We start from the raw sequence: 16754 nt of genomic DNA on the forward strand, positions 1-16754 counted from the left end.
CTGTACCCGGCCATCTAGCGGGGCACTGCGCCGATCTCAGCGGCGATCGCCGCCGTGGCCATGCCGATCTGCTCAGGAGTGCCCCCGGACCAGGCATGAGCGCCGGCGAAGTGCACGCCGTGTCGTGGACCGACACCAGGTGTGTCGTCGAGGCTGGACCACCCGTTCCAGACCCACCCCCAGTGGCCGAGGCGCACCAGGTCCGACGGCGAGAGGGTCACCCGATCGACGACGTGCTCGCGCAGGTCGAGGCCGGCACGCACCATCGAGATCACCGGGTCCTCGTCGCCACCGAGGTGCACCAAGGTGCACCGCCCCGGTGCGGCCGAGATCACTCGCAACGGTGGATTGGTGTGCAGCAGCACGTCCGGTGGCAGCATCGGAGCATCTGGGGAGAGTGTCAGGAGCGTTCGCGTCGCCGGGATCACCGGCAGCCCCGGGGGAGTGGGCACCCCGCCCGGCCAGGTGGGTGCGCACCAGATGACCAGGTCGGCGTCGAGGCTGCGGCGGTCGGTGACGACCGCCGCGACGGTCCGGCTGGCGCCCGACCCGGTGAAGGCCAGCTCGTGCGCAGACTCATCGAGGCACACCGCGACGCGGCGCTCTCCGAGCCGAGTCTCCAGTGCCTCGGCCAGGGCAGGGAAGCCACCCTCGAACGCCCATCGGCCGAAGGTGCGGTCCAGGTAGTGCGAGACGGCGGTGAAGGCCGGCGTGGTGCGTCGGTCGAGTCCCTCCAGCCGCAGGGGGTCGAGCACCAGCTTGGCGAGACGATCGTCATCGAGATCGCGATCGACGCGTCGTGAGATGCTCTGCCGCACACGCAGGGTTCGACGAGCCGCGCGGTCCAGATCCGCTCGGCCCAACGGGACCCGATCGAGCAGGCGCCGACGGTGCACGTCCCACGCATCGGGCCACGCATCGACCCAGTCGGCCCACTCGCCGGCGGGGGAGGGGAGACCGGGTTCGAGAGCCAGCGACGAGGCGATCGCGTCGTTTTGCAGCGCGCGGTCGCCGAAGGGGAGGTCGAGCTGCTCGCCCCCGCGGAACAGGTGCCGCCGGGGCTGGGTCAGTGTCATCTCGAGCGAGCGCTCCAGGGTGCGGCCGGACTTGCGGAACAGGTCGCGAAAGACTCCCGGCAGCGTCACGGTCTCGACGTCCAGCGGCCAGCTCGACGTCTCCTCGGGGTTCGGTCGATACCCGTGAAGACGCCCACCGAGGTGCGGACCCGCCTCCAGGACGGTGACGTCGTGGCGCAGCTTGGCCAGACGGGCTGCTGCCGACATACCCGCGAATCCTCCGCCGACCACCACGATGTTCGCCACGGCCGAACCCTAACGCGTGTCTGTCGCTCGACCGGAGCGGCGAGGTTCGTCCTCGGTTGTGTCACAGTGTCGGCATGGGTCCGGTGCGCTCCGAAGTGATGTGGCAGGCCGTCATGGATGCGGTGCAGACCGCAGCTGCCGACGGCGAGGATGCGGCGCCTCTTGCCGTGCTCGATCTCGGCGGAGGCACCGGGGGAGACGCAGTCCGGCTGGCCTGCGACGGACACGACGTGACCGTCGTGGATCCCAGCCCCGATGCCTTGGCATCGCTGGAACGACGCGCGGCCGAGGCAGTACGGAGCCAGGAGCATCCCATCCGAGTGCGCGGTGTGCTCGGCGACACGACCGACCTGCTGCAGCACGTCGAGCCGGGATCGTTCGACCTGCTGCTGTGCCACGGGGTGCTCGAGCACGTCGACGATCCCGACCAGGCCATGGGCGTCGTGGCCTCCGCCCTGCGCCCCGGAGGTCACGCGAGTGTCGTGGTGGCCGGCCGCCTCGCCGGCGTGGTGGCCCGCGCACTGGCCGGCGACTTCAGGTCTGCCACGCGCATGTACGAGGCGGATCTCGCCAGCTGGAACCTGCGCGAGATGGGTCCACGCCGCTTCACCACGACCGAGCTCGACGACCTGCTCAGCACGCATGGGCTCAGCGGCGTCAGGACCCGCGGCCTGCGTGCCTTCACCGATCTGGTGCCCAGCGCACTGGTCGACATCCAGCCCGGCGCCAGAGAGGCTCTGTTCGCCCTAGAGCGGCTGGTGGCAGATCATGGCGACTTCACAGCATGGTCGGGTGGCTTGCAGTTGATTGCCCGCCTAGACTTGTCTCAGTACTAGACCCAGGAGGCGACAACCGTGCCGTTGTCCGACGAAGAAGCACGCATGCTGCAACAGCTCGAGCAGTCGTTGGCTGCCGAGGATCCGGAGTTTGCCTCGACGCTGCGCGGGTCCAAGTTGTTGGCCCACAACCGGCGTGTCGCCGTGCTGGCCGGCCTGGGATTCCTCGTCGGTCTGGGCGTCATGTTCGCAGGCGCCGTGCTGGCGTACACCTGGCTGGGCATCATCGGATTCGTGGGGATGCTCGCAGCCGGATACGTGTTCGCGCTGGCGTGGAAGAGCGGGATCGGCGGGGCTGATCAGGCCGAGACGTCCTCGGGTCGCTCGCCCGGCCCGGCCAAGGCCAAGCAGGCCAAGTCCGGCGGCTCCTTCGTGAACCGCATGGAAGAGCGCTGGCAGCGCCGCCAGGACGGCGACGACCGCTAGGTTCCACCACTTCGCCCCACCGCGTCACCCAAAACCGCCCACCGTCATCGACGGGGGCGGTTTTTTCATGCCCCAGAGGCGTTCTCGCTCTGACACGCCTGCCCGGCCGTGGGGACAAACCTGCCTGAAATGGCAGGCGACACTCCACTTTTTGCGTTGACAGTGGGGGAGGGTGGAGTACAGTGGGGACAAATGGGGGAAACGGGCACAAGCGTGCAGATCGAGGAGGAAGAAGGTGAACCCGGATGTCACGACGTTCTTCGGCACCTACACCCCTCGTCTCGACGAGAAGGGTCGCCTCACGTTGCCGGCCCGATTTCGCGCTCGCCTCGAGCGAGGCATCGTGCTGACCCGCGGGCAGGAGAACTGCATCTACGGGTGGACCCCGGAGGACTTCGGAGAGTTCAGCTCCCGCGTCCGCCAGCTGCCCTTCACCCACGCCGGATCGCGCAACTTCGTGCGCATGTTCTTCTCCGGCATGAGCGAGGAGATGCCGGACAAGCAGGGTCGCGTCTCGGTGCCGACCGTGCTGCGCACTTGGGCCGGTCTGGATCGTGCCTGCACGGTCGTCGGGGCCATGGACCGCATCGAGATCTGGGACAGCACCCGATGGGACGAGTTCCAGGCCAGCCAGGAAGGACCCTTCGCCGACATGACCGAAGAAGTGATGCCCGGCATCTTCTGACCGCACCACGCACCCACCGCGCAGCTTGATCTGTGCCCGTGTGGTTCTGACACCACTTCCCCGGTGCCAGACCCACTCGGTCGCGGATCTGGCTTCACGGCACAGCGCAGCACGACCCACATCACACGGAAAGCACGTCAGGGGCAGGAAATGCATCGCACCAAGCGCGTACGGCACGAGGTCTCCGACGGCCTGGTCCTCATGGCGTTCTCCCTGGGCACCTCGGTCCTGTGTGCTGCAGCCCTGTCATTGCTGGTGGGTGTCCTGTGAGCGCGCACGTGCCAGTTCTGCTGGAACGCTGCATCGATCTGCTCGAGCCGACCACCACGTCAGGGTCGCCGGTCATCGTCGACGCCACGCTCGGCCTCGGTGGACACACCGAGGCCCTGCTGCGCCGCTTCGACGACCTGCACGTCGTCGGCATCGACCGTGATCCCGAGGCGCTGGCGCGTGCAGCGCAGCGTCTGGCCCCCTTCGAGGGTCGTGTCACCTTCGTCCACGCGGTCTACGACGAGATTGCGACCGCAGTGAGCGAGGCCGGTTTCGACACGGTCAACGGCGTGCTGTTCGACCTCGGCGTCTCCTCCATGCAGCTCGACATGGCCGAGCGTGGATTCGCCTACTCCCAGGACGCCCCCCTGGACATGCGGATGAACCCCGAGGACGACCTCACCGCCGCCGACGTCCTGAACACGTACTCGGTGCGCGACCTCGCCCGGGTGCTGCGCGAGTACGGCGAGGAGAAGTTCGCCCGACGCATCGCGGTGGCCGTGGCCGACCGCCGCGCCGAGGAGCCGTTCACCACCAACGGCCCCCTCGTCGAGCTGATCGGTGCGTGCATCCCCGCGCCGGCGCGCCGCCGCGGCGGAAATCCGGCCAAGCGGACCTTCCAGGCGCTGCGCATCGAGGTCAACGACGAGCTGGGCGCCTATCGTCGCGCCCTGCCGGACGCCCTCGAGATCCTCGCTCCCGGCGGACGGATCGTCGTCATGGCCTACCACTCGCTGGAGGACCGGATCACCAAGCGCGTGTTCGCCACAGCCACCACCACCGACGTGCCCCCGGGAGTCCCGGTCGTGCCTGAGCACCACCGCGAGCGCTTCCGCCTCGTCACCCGCGGTGCGGAGCAGGCATCCGAGGTCGAGATCGAGCAGAACCGCCGAGCCACGTCAGTGCGACTGCGCTGCGTCGAGAGGATCGCCTCGTGAGTGCACTTCCGTCCCGCAACGGCCACCCCACCTGGGCAGCGGTGCAGGCCGACGTCCGGGAGGTCGGCCTCCGCCTGGTGCGTCCCGTCCAGAGCAGGGCGCGTCGTGCGCCCTTCGTCGTCGTCGTCCTGACCGTGCTCTCGATCGGCCTGGTCGGCCTGATCGTGGGCAGCACGGTCCTGCAGTCCCAGTCCTTCGAGCAGGCAGCCCTCGATCGCGAGATCGCCGACCTGCAGACCCAGCAGCAGGCACTGTCGCGAGAGGTGGACCTGCTGCTCAGCCCCGGCACCGTGGCTGATCGTGCCGGCGAGCTCGGCATGGTGCGCAACACCAACCCGGCGTTCCTGCGCCTGAGCGATGGCAAGGTCCTGGGCAAGCCCGCACCGGCCGAGAAGGAGAACTGATGAGCTCCACTCCCACCCAGCCCGGCCGCCTGCAGATCAGCCGCCGTCGGCTGCGCACCTGCATGGTGCTGGTCGTCGGCCTGTTCCTCATCTTCGGCGTGCGGCTCTTCCAGATCCAGGGGGTCGACGCCAGCGCCTACGCCGCCATGGCCGTCGACGCCGGCACGGCCAGCACCATCGTCCCGGCCCCGCGCGGTGCCGTCCTCGACCGCAACGGTGAGGAGCTCGCCACCAGCGTCGCCGCCCTGACCCTGACCGCCGATCCCAGCATGACCGCCGAGAACGCCCCGCAGATCGCGCGGCTGCTGCGTCAGGAGCTGGGCGCCGACCCCGCGTTCGACCTCGACTACTTCGACCTGATCGACACGCTGCGAACCCCGGACTCCCGCTTCGTGTACCTCGCCAAGGACGTCCCCGCCTGGACCGCCAAGAAGGCACTGGAAGCAGTCTCCGAAGCCGGGCTGCCCGGAGTGTTCAGCGAGAAGCAGACCCTGCGCAGCTACCCCGGTGGATCGCTGGCCGCCAACCTGATCGGCTACACCAACGCAGCCGGCAAGGGCGTCTCAGGCCTCGAGGGTCAGTACGACGACGAGCTCACCGGGCACGACGGTCAGAGCACCTATGAGGTCTCCCAGTCCGGCGAGCGCATCCCGATGGGCGACTCCACGATCGAGGAGATGGTGCCCGGGCGTGACGTCACGACCACGATCGACCGCGACCTGCAGTACTACGCCGATGAGCGACTCGCCGAAGCCGTGCGTGAGTCCGAGTCCAGCTGGGGACTCGCCATCACGATGGACGTCAAGACCTGCCAGATCGTCCAGATGTCGCAGTCGCCCACGTTCAACCCTGACCAGCGCACCGGAATGCAGGAGTCCAACACCGTCTCGCACGGTGTGCAGAACGTGTTCGAGCCCGGATCTGTCATGAAGGTCATCACGATGGCCGCGCTCGCCGACCAGGGCAAGATCGCCGCTGACACCCCCATCGTGGTGCCGCCGAAGATGGTCATCGACAAGTTCCCGATCGGAGACTACTGGGAGCACGGCCAGCTGCAGCTCACGGCCGCCGGCGTCATCGCGAAGTCCTCGAACCTGGGCACCATCGTGGCGGCCAACCAGATGAGCGACACCGAGATGTACGGCTATCTGGACAAGTTCGGCTTCGGCACCAGGACCGGCCTCGGCCTGCCCGGTGAGTCCGCCGGCATCCTCAAGCCCGGCAAGGACTGGACCAAGGCCAATCACGCGACGATCTCGTTCGGCCAGGGCATCTCGGTCACTGCCGTGCAGATGATGCGTGCAGTCGGCGCCATCGCCAACGGCGGATCGATGTGCACGCCCTCGGTGGTCAGTGACATCAGCGGCCCTGACGGTTCGGACAAGGTCGCCGACACGTCCGGCACGGACCAGGTCGTCTCCGCAGGAGCCGCCAAGACGGTCACTCGCATGATGGAAGCCGTCACGGCGCCCGACGGCACCGCACCTGCCGCAGCCATCGAGGGATACCGCGTCGCGGGCAAGACCGGAACCGCCTGGCGCGTCGACCCCGACACCGGTCGCTACATCCGCGGCCAGAACACCGTGTCCTTCATGGGATTCGCTCCCGCCGACGCACCCCGATTCCTGACGTACGTCGTGCTCGACAAGCCGGTCAGCAGCGCCGGAGGCGGCTCGACGGCCGCGCCGGTGTTCAAGGACGTGATGTCGATGGCCCTGGAGCGCTTCGGCGTCGCGCCCACGGGAGCCAAGAGCCCCAAGGTCCCTCAGACGTGGTGACGGGGCGTGCTCGTGCCTCGCACTCGGTCGCGGCTTCGCCGCTGCCCGTCAGTCCTCGCTTCGCTCGGACCAGTGGTCGGGTCGTGGGTTGCTGAGCCGAGATCGGCTCGGCTGCCGGCGGCACCCTTGATGACAGATAGGTTTGGGAGATGAGCGAGACGATGCGGATGAGGCCCACGGTGGCGCCCCGGTGGACCGTGGCCGAGCTGGCGGAGTTCCTGCTCGTCGAGGCGCCGGAGGGCGCGGCTCAGATCGTCGTCACCGGTGTTGCGCTCAACACGGCACAGATCGAGCCCGGTGACCTCTACGCCGCCCTCCCAGGGGCCCGCAGCCACGGCGCCGACTTCGCCGAGCAGGCCTTCGAGGCCGGCGCGGTGGCGGTGCTCACCGACGCGGAGGGCGCTGCACGGATCGCGCAGGGGTGCGTGCTCGTCGTCGACGCACCGCGCTCTCGCCTGGCCGATCTCAGCGTCCATCTCTACGGGCACCCGGCCGACTCGATGACCACGGTCGGCATCACCGGGACCCAGGGCAAGACCACCACCACGTACCTGGCCGAAGCGGCGGTCGCTCCATTCCCGTCGGCCGTCGTCGGCACCATCGGCACGCGGGTTGCCGGCGTGCCGGCCGCTTCGGCGCTCACCACGCCAGAAGCCCCGCAGCTGCAGGCACTGTTCGCGGTGATGGTCGAAGAAGAGGTCGAGGTCTGCGCCATGGAGGTGTCCAGCCACGCGCTCGTGCAGGGCCGGGTCGACGGGTTCGCCTTCGATGTCGCCGTGTTTCTCAACCTCGGCCGCGACCACCTCGACTTCCACCACACCGTCGAGGAGTACTTCCTGGCCAAGGCGGCACTGTTCACCGCAGAGCACGCCCGTCACGCCGTCATCAACGTCGACGACGCCCATGGCCGGCGACTGGTCGAGCTGACCCCCTTGCCGGTCACCACATTCTCCTCCGAAGGAGCGGCCGCCGACTGGCGTGCGGTCAACGTGCGCCCCCACCGGCTGGGCACCGACCTGGAGGTCGTGGGCCCCGACGGCGCCGTCTTCGAGCTGCAGGTGCCCCTCGCCGGGGTGTTCAACGTCTCCAACGCGATGGCGGCCCTGGTCGCCCTCGCGACGACAGGCCGCGATCATGCGGCCCTCGCGGCCGGCATCGCCGCATCGGTCGGAGTTCCGGGGCGCATGGAGCGCATCGAGGCAGGGCAGGACTTCACCGCCATCGTCGACTACGCCCACAAGCCAGACGCCGTCACCGCAGTCCTGGCCGCGCTGCGCCCCGTGACGGCGGGTCGACTGATCGTCGTGCTCGGTGCCGGGGGAGACCGCGACCATGGCAAGCGGCCTCTCATGGGATCGGCTGCAGCTGCTGCCGCCGACATCACGATCGTCACCGACGACAACCCCCGCAGCGAGAATCCGGCCGCGATCCGCCGAGAGATCGTCGCCGGCGCCGAGGCTGGCCCCGGACTGGTCGTCGAGGTCGCGGGGCGACGCGACGCCATCGCCCATGCGGTCACCCTGGCTCATCTGGGCGACACCGTGGTCGTGGCCGGCAAGGGGCACGAGACCGGCCAGGACATCGCAGGCACGGTCCACCAGTTCGACGACCGCTCCGTGCTCGCGGAGCTGATCGAGGCGAGTCGGTAGGAGACCTGCTCATGATCGAGATGAATCTGGCTGACATCGCCGCGGTGGTCGGCGGAGATCTGTCGGGGACCCCAGGTGACGAGGTGGTCACGTCCGTGGTCATCGACTCTCGCGGCGCGGGGCCGGGCGTCCTGTTCGCCGCGCTGGCCGGCGAGCACGTCGATGGCCACGACTTCGCAGCGACGGCCCGCGAGCTCGGCGCCGCCGCGACCCTCGGATCCCGCAGCGTCGAGGGCCCCTGCATCGTGGTGGCCGACGTCACCGCCGCCCTCGGCCTGCTGGCCCGGCACCAGCTGCAGCACTCCGCAGCCGATGTCGTCGCGATCACCGGATCGCAGGGGAAGACCAGCGTCAAGGATCTGCTCGCCCACGTGCTGACCGGCGCCGGACCCACCGTCGCTCCCGTGGGGTCGTTCAACAACGAGCTCGGTGTTCCGTTGACCGTCCTGCGGCTCGACGCCGAAACCCGGTTCGTGGTGGTGGAGATGGGGGCACGCGGCATCGGGCACATCGAGGTGTTGTGCCGCATCGCCCCACCGACCGTTGGGGTGGTGTTGAACGTCGGCACGGCCCACGTCGGCGAGTTCGGCTCCACCGACGCCATCGCCGTGGCCAAGGGCGAGCTCGTCGAGGCGCTGTCGGTCACCGGCACGGCGGTGCTGAACGCCGATGACCCTCGGGTGGCCGCGATGGCTCAGAGAACCGCGGCCGAGGTCACGACCTTCGGTGTCGGCGGCGACGTCGCCCTCGGGCCCGTCGCCCTCGACGCCTCCGGAGAGCCGGACTTCACCCTGACCCACGGGGCTCGGTCGGAGCCGGTGCACATCCCGCAGGTCGGTGCCCATCACGCGATCAACGCGGCCGCTGCAGCCGCAGCCGCGCTCGCCCTCGGGCTCGACCTGGGCGACGTGGTCCGCAGTCTGTCCTCGGTCGCAGCCACGTCGCCGATGCGGATGGCTCGCACCACCCGCGACGACGGACTCCTGGTCATCAACGATGCCTACAACGCCAATCCCGAGTCGATGGCAGCGGCGTTGCGGGCCGTGGCAGGCCTTGACCGCCGCCGCCACCTGGCGGTGCTGGGGGAGATGCTCGAGCTCGGTGCGATCTCGACCCGAGCCCATGAGGACATCGGCCGGCTGGCCCGCGATCTCGGCTACGACCGCATCCTGGTGGTCGGCCAGGGGGCCGCGGCGATCGCCGACGGTGCCGGTGACATCGCCACCGTCGTCGCCGACGTCGATGTGGCGGTCGACACACTGTCCGCGTGGCTGACGCCAGACGATGTGGTGGTTGTGAAAGCATCTAGAGGTTGTCGGCTCGAGCGAGTCGTCGACGCCTTGTTGGCCCCGACACGAGGAGCGCACGCACCATGATGGCGATCCTGTTCGCGGGCGGATTCGCACTGCTGGGCACCCTGCTGGGCACCCGCGTGGCGATCAACGTCCTGGTGGCGCGCAACTACGGGCAGCTGATCCGCGACGACGGCCCCACCTCGCACCACACCAAGCGCGGCACGCCCACCATGGGTGGCCTGGTCATCATCGTGTCGGTGGTGTTCGGGTATCTCCTGGCCAAGCTGCTCACCGGCTTCGTGCCCAGCGCCTCCGCGCTGCTGCTGCTGTTCCTGTTCGTCGGGCTGGGCGCGATCGGCTTCCTCGACGACTTCATCAAGATCAGCAAGCAACGCAACCTCGGTCTGCGCAGCAAGGCCAAGTTCATCGGCCAGGTGGTCGTCGGCCTGATCTTCGCGATCGCCGCCCTCAACCTGTCCGACGACACGGGGCGCAGCGTCATCACCAACTCGATCTCGTTCACCCGCGACATCCCGGGCTGGTCCCTTCCCTCCTTCGTCATCGTGATCTGGGTGCTGCTGCTGATCGCCGGCACCAGCAACGGGGTGAACCTGACCGACGGACTCGACGGCCTGGCCACCGGCGCCTCGGTCATGGTGTTCGGTGCCTTCGTGGTCATCAACATCTGGCAGAGCAACCAGAACTGCTCGTCCTTCCCCGGACCCAAGTGCTACGAGGTCCGCGATCCGCTCGATCTCGCCGTGGTCGCCTCGGCACTGACCGGCGCCTGCTTCGGCTTCCTGTGGTGGAACGCGTCGCCGGCCAAGATCTTCATGGGCGACACCGGCTCACTGTCCCTCGGCGGCGCCATGGCCGGCCTTGCCATGATGACTCGCACCGAGCTCCTGCTCATCGTGCTCGGTGGTCTGTTCGTCGCGATCACGGCGTCGGTGATCCTGCAGGTCGGATACTTCAAGATCTCCGGCGGCAAACGCATCTTCCGCATGGCTCCGTTGCAGCACCACTTCGAGCTGCTCGGCTGGGCCGAGATCACCATCGTGGTGCGGTTCTGGATCATCAGCGGGCTGTGCGTCGTGACCGCACTCGGCATCTTCTACTGGGAGTGGGTCTCCGGCATATGACCGGTGCCCCAGAGCTGGACGCCTTGGGGCGGAGCTCCTCGTGGTCCGGTGTCCGTGCGGTCGTCGCCGGTTTCGGTGTCAGCGGGTATGCAGCCGCCGACACCCTGCAGCATCTCGGTGCCTCGGTGCTGGTGGTCGACGAGACCCCCCGCGACGATCCCGACGCGGCCCGACCCGACCAGGGATGGGTCGAGAAGGTCGAGCTCCTCGAGGTCTTCGGCGTGGAGTTTCGCCTCGGTGCGGGAAGCACCACCGAGCTCCCCGATGACGTCGATGTCGTGGTCGTCTCTCCGGGATGGCGACCGTCAGCTCCGTTGATCGCAGCAGCTCTCGATCGGGGCGTACCGGTCTGGAGCGAGGTCGAGCTGGCCTGGCGGGTGCGCGCCGACGACGCGGCGCCGTGGCTCGTGGTCACCGGCACCAACGGCAAGACCACGACGGTCCAGATGCTCGAGCAGATCCTGCGTGCCGAGGGTCTCAACGCCCAGGCCGTCGGCAACGTGGGCCGACCCGTCGTGGAAGCGGTCATGGACACCGACGACCCGGCCGACGTGCTGGCCGTCGAGCTGTCCAGCTATCAGCTGCACTGGACCCACTCGATGTCTGCGCAGGCCAGCGCCGTGCTGAACGTTGCGCCGGACCACCTGGACTGGCACGGCGGGCTCGAGCACTACACCGCCGACAAGGCACGCATCTACGAGCGCACGCAGATCGCCTGCGTCTACAACGTCGACGACCCCACGACCGAGCAGCTGGTCGCCGAGGCCGACGTCGTCGAGGGCTGTCGCGCCATCGGCTTCACCCTCGGAGTCCCCGGACTCAGCATGCTCGGTGTCGTCGACGGGATCCTCGCCGATCGCGCCTACGTCACCGAACGTGTCTCCACCGCCGCAGAGCTCGGACACGTCTCGGACCTGGGCACCAACCCAGCACCGCACCTGATCGCCAATGCGCTGGCCGCAGCGGCCCTGGCCCGCGCCCACGGGGTCTCGCCCCGTGCGGTCCGCGACGGCCTGCAGGCCTTCGTCCCCGACGCCCACCGCATCGCCGAGATCGCCGTCGTCGACGACGTCCGATGGGTCGACGACTCCAAGGCCACCAACGCACACGCCGCGTTGGCCTCGCTGAACAGCGTGCCGGTGGCCGAGGGGAGGGCGGTCTGGATCGCCGGGGGACTGGCCAAGGGAGCGAGCTTCGACGACCTGGTGCTCGAGGTGGCCGACCGGCTCAGAGCCGTGGTGCTGATCGGCGTCGATCGCGACGTCATCGCGCAGGCGCTGGCCCGACACGCGCCAGATGTGCCCGTGGTCGAGGTCGAGGTCGGTGACACTGATCCCATGGATCGCGTCGTCGAGGTCGCCGCATCGTTCGCCCAGCCCGGCGACACGGTGCTGCTGGCCCCGGGATGTGCCTCCATGGACCAGTTCGCCAACTACGCCGCCCGCGGTGACAGCTTCGCTGCCGCGGTCGCCAGGTGGCAGACCACGTCCTGAGTCCTCCTTCCCCCATGATTGGACCCAGACCGCGATGAGCACACGATGACCACGACGGCCGAGCGTCGACCTCCGGCGATCGTCGAGAATGTTCGACGACTTCTCGAGCGTCCGTTGGCCTCGTACCAGCTGGTGCTCGGTGCCACGGCGCTGCTCCTGGGACTTGGTCTGATCATGGTCCTGAGCGCCAGCTCGGTCTACGCCCGCATGGCCAATGGCGGCACCGGCAACACCTACTCGGTCTTCATTCGCCAGGCGATGTTCGCCGTCCTCGGACTCGGTGGCGCCTATGTCGCGGCCCGCATGCCGCTGGCGACGATGCGCCGCCTCGTCACACCGGTCCTGCTGGTCTCGGTGGGCCTCGTGGTCGCCACCTTCTTTCTCGGCGTCGAGATCCGCGGCAACAAGAACTGGATCCCGCTGTTCGGCGGGTTCATGCTGCAGCCCTCGGAGTTCGCGAAGCTCGCCGTCGTCCTGTGGATCGGACACTGGTTCGCCTCGCACGCCAAGGCCATGCAGACGCCGCGGCTGATCCTGCTGCCGATGGTGCCGATCACCATGACCATCACGATGCTCGTGGTGCTCCAGCGCGATCTCGGCACCGCACTGGTGCTGTTCTCGGTCATCATCGGGATGCTGTGGGTGGCGGGCCTGCCGGCACGCCAGATGTCGGCGGTGGGAGCGGGTGTCTTCGCGCTCCTCGTGCTGTTCGTCGCGACCGCCCCGCACCGCGTGGCCCGTCTCCTGAACTTCACCAATCCGTTGGCCGATCCGGAGAACGCCGGATACCAGTCGATCCACGCCAGCATGGCGCTGGCCCGTGGAGGTTTCTGGGGTGTCGGTCTGGGCGGCAGCCGGCAGAAGTGGGGTGCCCTGCCCGAGGCGCACACCGACTTCATCCTGGCCGTCATGGGCGAGGAGCTGGGGCTGTTGGGCACCCTCGTCGTCCTGTCGCTGTTCCTGGTGCTGGCCGTCGCAGGGATCCGCATCGCGACACGAGCTCGCGATCCCTTCGCCCGCTACGTCGCGGCCGGCATCACGATCTGGATCGTGGCGCAGACCGCGATCAACGTCGGCATGGTGCTTGGCCTGCTCCCGGTCATCGGCATCCCGCTGCCCCTGATGTCCTACGGCGGATCCAGTCTCCTGGTGACCTTGGTGGCGATGGGCGTCCTGCTCAACTGCGCCAAGACCGAGCCCGGTGCGCAACGCGCCCTCCAGGTCAGTCGAGCCGCCAAGGCGCGCGGGCGCGCCCGAAGCGCCACGTGAGCACCATGCGTGTCCTGCTCGCCGGCGGCGGTACCGCCGGGCACACCTCACCCCTTCTGGCCACCGCAGCGGTGCTCGCCGAGGACGGGGTGGACATCACCTGTCTGGGCACACCCCGTGGTCTCGAGGTCACCCTGATCCCCGCGGCGGGACACCGCCTCGAGCTGGTGCCGCCGGTCCCGCTGCCACGCCGGCTCAACGGTGATCTGGCGCGTGTGCCGAGCCGGTTGCGGGCGACGGTCAAGGCCACCGGCGAGATCGTCGATCGGGTGCGCCCCGACGTCATCTGCGGATTCGGTGGGTACGTGTCGGTGCCGGCCTACCTGGTGGCCCGGCGTCGCAAGATTCCCCTGGTGGTGCACGAGGGCAATGCGGTTCCCGGCATCGCCAACAAGCTCGGAGCCCGGTTCACCGAGCACGTCGCCACCAGCTTTCCCGACACTCCGCTGCGGCACGGCCAGTACGTCGGTCTGCCCATCCGGCGCGAGATCTCGTCGCTGGACCGGCTCGCCGTCCGCGCCGAGGCACGGCAGCACTTCGGACTGGATCCGGACCGGCCCACCCTGCTGGTCACCGGGGGCTCCCAGGGTGCTCGCCGTATCAACCAGGCCGTCGCAGGCGCGGCCCGAGACCTGGCTGCTGCAGGGATCCAGGTGCTCCACGCCGCAGGCCGGGTCGACGAGGTCGCCATCGATCCGTTGCCGGACGGTCCGCCCTACGTGATCCGATCCTTCATCGATCGGATGGACCTGGCGTACGCCGCAGCCGATCTGATCGTGTGCCGCTCCGGCGCCAACACGGTCACCGAGGTTGCCGCGGTGGGCCTGCCGGCAGCCTTCGTCCCCCTGCCGCACGGCAACGGTGAGCAGGCGCTGAACGCCCATCCGGTCGTGCAGGCTGGCGGTGGCCTGCTGATCGACGACGCCGCACTGACGTCGACGTGGGTCGACAACGTCGTGGTCCCTCTGATCACCGACCTTCCCCGCCTCGACGCCATGTCCAGCGCTGCCTCGGACCTGGTGCGGCGGGACGCCGACCAACGGCTCGCCGAGATGATCATGGCCGCGGGTGCAGCACGGTGAGGATCGACGTTCCTGAGCACATCGCACCTGCTGACCAGCTCGGCCGAGTCCACTTCATCGGCATCGGGGGAGCGGGGCTGTCGGCGATCGCGCGCCTGATGTCGCAAGGTGGCGTCGAGGTCAGCGGCAGCGACGCGGCCGACTCGCCGTTGCTGGCGACCCTGCGGGCCGAGGGCATCACCTGCCACGTCGGTCATGATGCTGCGCACCTGGCCGGCGTCGACACCGTCATCGCGACCACGGCAGTACGCGAGGACAATCCTGAGGTCCTCGAGGCCATCGGTCGCGGCCTGCGGTTGTGGCCCCGCTCGGCCGGACTGCAGTCCGTGCTGCTCGGGAGTCGCGTCGTGGCCGTCGCCGGCACCCATGGCAAGACCACCACCACCGCGATGCTGACCTGCGCCCTGCAGTCGGCCGGGGCCGATCCCTCCTTCGCGATCGGCGCGCAGGTGGCCAGCCTGGGCACCAACGCCCGCCGGGGGACCGGTGAGGTCGTCCTGGCCGAGGCCGATGAGAGCGACGGTGCCTTTCTCGTCTACACGCCGGCTGGCGCCATCGTGACCAACGTCGACGCCGATCACCTCGACCAGTGGGGTACCGAGCAGGCCTACGCCGACGCCTTCGCCCGTTTCGTCGGCGGTGTCGACGACTTCGTGGTCCTCGGGGTCGACGACCCCGCCGCTGCAACGCTGGCGGTCCACGCCCAGGCCGGTGTCGACGTGTGGACCGCAGGCTTTGACAGCTCAGCCCGGGTGCGGGGGACCGACCTGCGCGTCGAGGCCGAGTCCACGACCTTCACGGTGCTGCTCGACGAGGCACCGTTGGTCGAGGTTCGGCTCGCTGTGCCCGGACGCCACTACGCGATCGATGCCCTGCTGGCCCTCGCCGCGGGCCTGGCGCTGGGGCACGAGGCCCACCAGCTGGCCGCGGGACTGTCTGACTACACCGGGGCCGCACGCCGCATGCAACGGCTCGGCGAGGCCGCAGGCGTGCGGGTCTACGACTCCTATGCGCACCACCCCACCGAGATCGCCGCCGACCTCGCTGCGGCCCGCGCGATCGCGGCTGGCGATCGCCTGGTCGTGGCGTTCCAGCCTCATCTGGTCAGTCGCACCCGTCTGTACGGCGAGCGCATGGGCCGTGAGCTGGCCGCCGCCGACGAGATCGTGGTGGCCGACATCTACCTGGCCCGCGAGGACCCCGATCCGGCCGTCACCGCGGCACTGGTGGTCGACGCCGCCGCCACGGTCATGGATCCTGCGAGGGCCTCGGTCGGCGGTCCGGTGACGGGCCTGGCGGAGGTGCTGGTGCCCCGCCTGCGAGCGGGTGATCTCCTGCTGACCTTGGGTGCGGGCGACATCACGACGGTGGGCCCGGTGGTCCTGGGCCTGCTGGAGCAGGCATGAACGATCGGTTCACCGCGCGCCGGCTCGGCCTGCGCCGCCACCGCTGGTTCCGATTCGCCGTGGCAGGTCTCGTCCTCGTGCTGGCGCTCGTCGTGGTCTGGCTCGTGTGGTTCTCCTCGGTCCTGTCAGCGCGCTCGGTCGAGGTCGAAGGTCTGACCTCCTTGTCGGCCAAGCAGGTCGACGAGGTGGCCGAGGTGCCGCTCGACGGCCCCCTGGCCCGCATCGACCTGACCGGGATCACGGCGCGGGTCAAGAAGATGCCGCGCGTGCAGGAGGTCGAGGTCTCGCGCTCGTGGCCGCACACCGTCAGCATCGAGATCACCGAGCGGACCGCTGTCACCTGGATGTCCGTCGATGGCGAGTTCCGCGGTGTCGACCGCTTCGGTGTCGAGTTCCGCACGTATGACGAGAAGCCGACGAAGCTGATCGAGGCCAGGGTCACCGCCGACGAACCGGCACAGCGATTGCAGACCCTCGAGGCGGTCGCGCGGGTGGCGGACCGTATCCGGCGCGACGATCCTGCTCTCAACAAGCAGCTGCGCCTGATCACGGCAGGCAGCAAGGACTCGGTGCAGCTCGGGCTGACCGAGGGGCGCACGGTCACGTGGGGGAGCGTGGCCGAACCGGCTCGCAAGCTCGAGGTGCTGGACACGTTGTTGGGCATCGAGGCCAGCCAGTACGACGTCAGTGCACCCGATCAGCCGACGACGCGCGAGTAAGTGAGCTGCACACCAATTGACCCGGCGGCCACCGTCGCGG

15 protein-coding genes are annotated in these 16754 nt (G+C 69.1%); 14 read left to right on the forward strand and 1 reads right to left on the reverse strand.

Annotation, left to right across the window (positions count from 1 at the left end):
• Positions 1 to 14: 14 nt before the first annotated feature.
• The gene (locus ACHAA3_RS11740) at positions 15 to 1322 is read right to left on the reverse strand and encodes a phytoene desaturase family protein (RefSeq protein ID WP_435709203.1); all 1308 of its coding nucleotides are present in this window, start codon (positions 1320 to 1322) and stop codon (positions 15 to 17) included.
• Positions 1323 to 1396: 74 nt separating this feature from the next.
• On the opposite strand from ACHAA3_RS11740, the gene ACHAA3_RS11745 reads away from it, so the two are divergent.
• The 14 genes from ACHAA3_RS11745 (at position 1397) to ACHAA3_RS11810 (ending at position 16714) form a co-directional block, all read left to right on the forward strand.
• On the forward strand, positions 1397 to 2158 hold the full coding sequence (locus ACHAA3_RS11745) for a class I SAM-dependent methyltransferase (RefSeq protein WP_435709204.1): 762 nt from the start codon (positions 1397 to 1399) through the stop codon (positions 2156 to 2158).
• Positions 2159 to 2176: 18 nt separating this feature from the next.
• Positions 2177 to 2584, forward strand: coding sequence for a DUF3040 domain-containing protein (locus ACHAA3_RS11750; RefSeq protein ID WP_435709205.1), 408 nt, complete (start codon positions 2177 to 2179; stop codon positions 2582 to 2584).
• A gap of 235 nt (positions 2585 to 2819) precedes the next feature.
• Positions 2820 to 3269, forward strand: a complete 450-nt coding sequence (gene mraZ / locus ACHAA3_RS11755) for a division/cell wall cluster transcriptional repressor MraZ (protein ID WP_435709206.1) — start codon at positions 2820 to 2822, stop codon at positions 3267 to 3269.
• Between the two features lie 278 nt (positions 3270 to 3547).
• Entirely contained in the window at positions 3548 to 4477 is a 930-nt protein-coding gene (rsmH, locus tag ACHAA3_RS11760; RefSeq protein WP_435709207.1) for a 16S rRNA (cytosine(1402)-N(4))-methyltransferase RsmH, read from the forward strand.
• Complete coding sequence (locus ACHAA3_RS11765) at positions 4474 to 4881, forward strand: hypothetical protein (protein WP_435709208.1); 408 nt, start codon at positions 4474 to 4476, stop codon at positions 4879 to 4881. The genes rsmH and ACHAA3_RS11765 overlap by 4 nt, the downstream gene beginning before the upstream one ends.
• Positions 4881 to 6659: a peptidoglycan D,D-transpeptidase FtsI family protein gene (locus ACHAA3_RS11770; RefSeq protein WP_435709209.1), complete on the forward strand. Its 1779-nt coding sequence runs from the start codon at positions 4881 to 4883 to the stop codon at positions 6657 to 6659. The genes ACHAA3_RS11765 and ACHAA3_RS11770 overlap by 1 nt, the downstream gene beginning before the upstream one ends.
• Positions 6660 to 6808: 149 nt before the next feature.
• Positions 6809 to 8308, forward strand: a complete 1500-nt coding sequence (locus tag ACHAA3_RS11775; protein WP_435709210.1) for a UDP-N-acetylmuramoyl-L-alanyl-D-glutamate--2,6-diaminopimelate ligase — start codon at positions 6809 to 6811, stop codon at positions 8306 to 8308.
• Positions 8309 to 8319: 11 nt separating this feature from the next.
• Complete coding sequence (locus tag ACHAA3_RS11780; RefSeq protein ID WP_435709211.1) at positions 8320 to 9684, forward strand: UDP-N-acetylmuramoyl-tripeptide--D-alanyl-D-alanine ligase; 1365 nt, start codon at positions 8320 to 8322, stop codon at positions 9682 to 9684.
• Entirely contained in the window at positions 9681 to 10745 is a 1065-nt protein-coding gene (mraY, locus tag ACHAA3_RS11785) for a phospho-N-acetylmuramoyl-pentapeptide-transferase (protein WP_435709212.1), read from the forward strand. The genes ACHAA3_RS11780 and mraY overlap by 4 nt, the downstream gene beginning before the upstream one ends.
• Positions 10742 to 12238: a UDP-N-acetylmuramoyl-L-alanine--D-glutamate ligase gene (gene murD / locus ACHAA3_RS11790; protein WP_435709213.1), complete on the forward strand. Its 1497-nt coding sequence runs from the start codon at positions 10742 to 10744 to the stop codon at positions 12236 to 12238. The genes mraY and murD overlap by 4 nt, the downstream gene beginning before the upstream one ends.
• Before the next feature lie 45 nt (positions 12239 to 12283).
• A complete protein-coding gene (gene ftsW / locus ACHAA3_RS11795) occupies positions 12284 to 13507 on the forward strand; it encodes a putative lipid II flippase FtsW (RefSeq protein ID WP_435709214.1) in 1224 nt (407 codons plus the stop codon).
• 5 nt (positions 13508 to 13512) lie between these two features.
• Positions 13513 to 14589: an undecaprenyldiphospho-muramoylpentapeptide beta-N-acetylglucosaminyltransferase gene (gene murG, locus ACHAA3_RS11800; protein WP_435709437.1), complete on the forward strand. Its 1077-nt coding sequence runs from the start codon at positions 13513 to 13515 to the stop codon at positions 14587 to 14589.
• On the forward strand, positions 14586 to 15995 hold the full coding sequence (murC, locus tag ACHAA3_RS11805; RefSeq protein ID WP_435709215.1) for a UDP-N-acetylmuramate--L-alanine ligase: 1410 nt from the start codon (positions 14586 to 14588) through the stop codon (positions 15993 to 15995). Before murG ends, murC begins: the two co-directional genes overlap by 4 nt.
• A complete protein-coding gene (locus ACHAA3_RS11810; RefSeq protein ID WP_435709216.1) occupies positions 15992 to 16714 on the forward strand; it encodes a cell division protein FtsQ/DivIB in 723 nt (240 codons plus the stop codon). The genes murC and ACHAA3_RS11810 overlap by 4 nt, the downstream gene beginning before the upstream one ends.
• The last annotated feature ends 40 nt before the right edge of the window (positions 16715 to 16754 follow it).

This window comes from Aeromicrobium sp. CF3.5, assembly GCF_051262695.1.
Lineage (GTDB): Bacteria > Actinomycetota > Actinomycetes > Propionibacteriales > Nocardioidaceae > Aeromicrobium.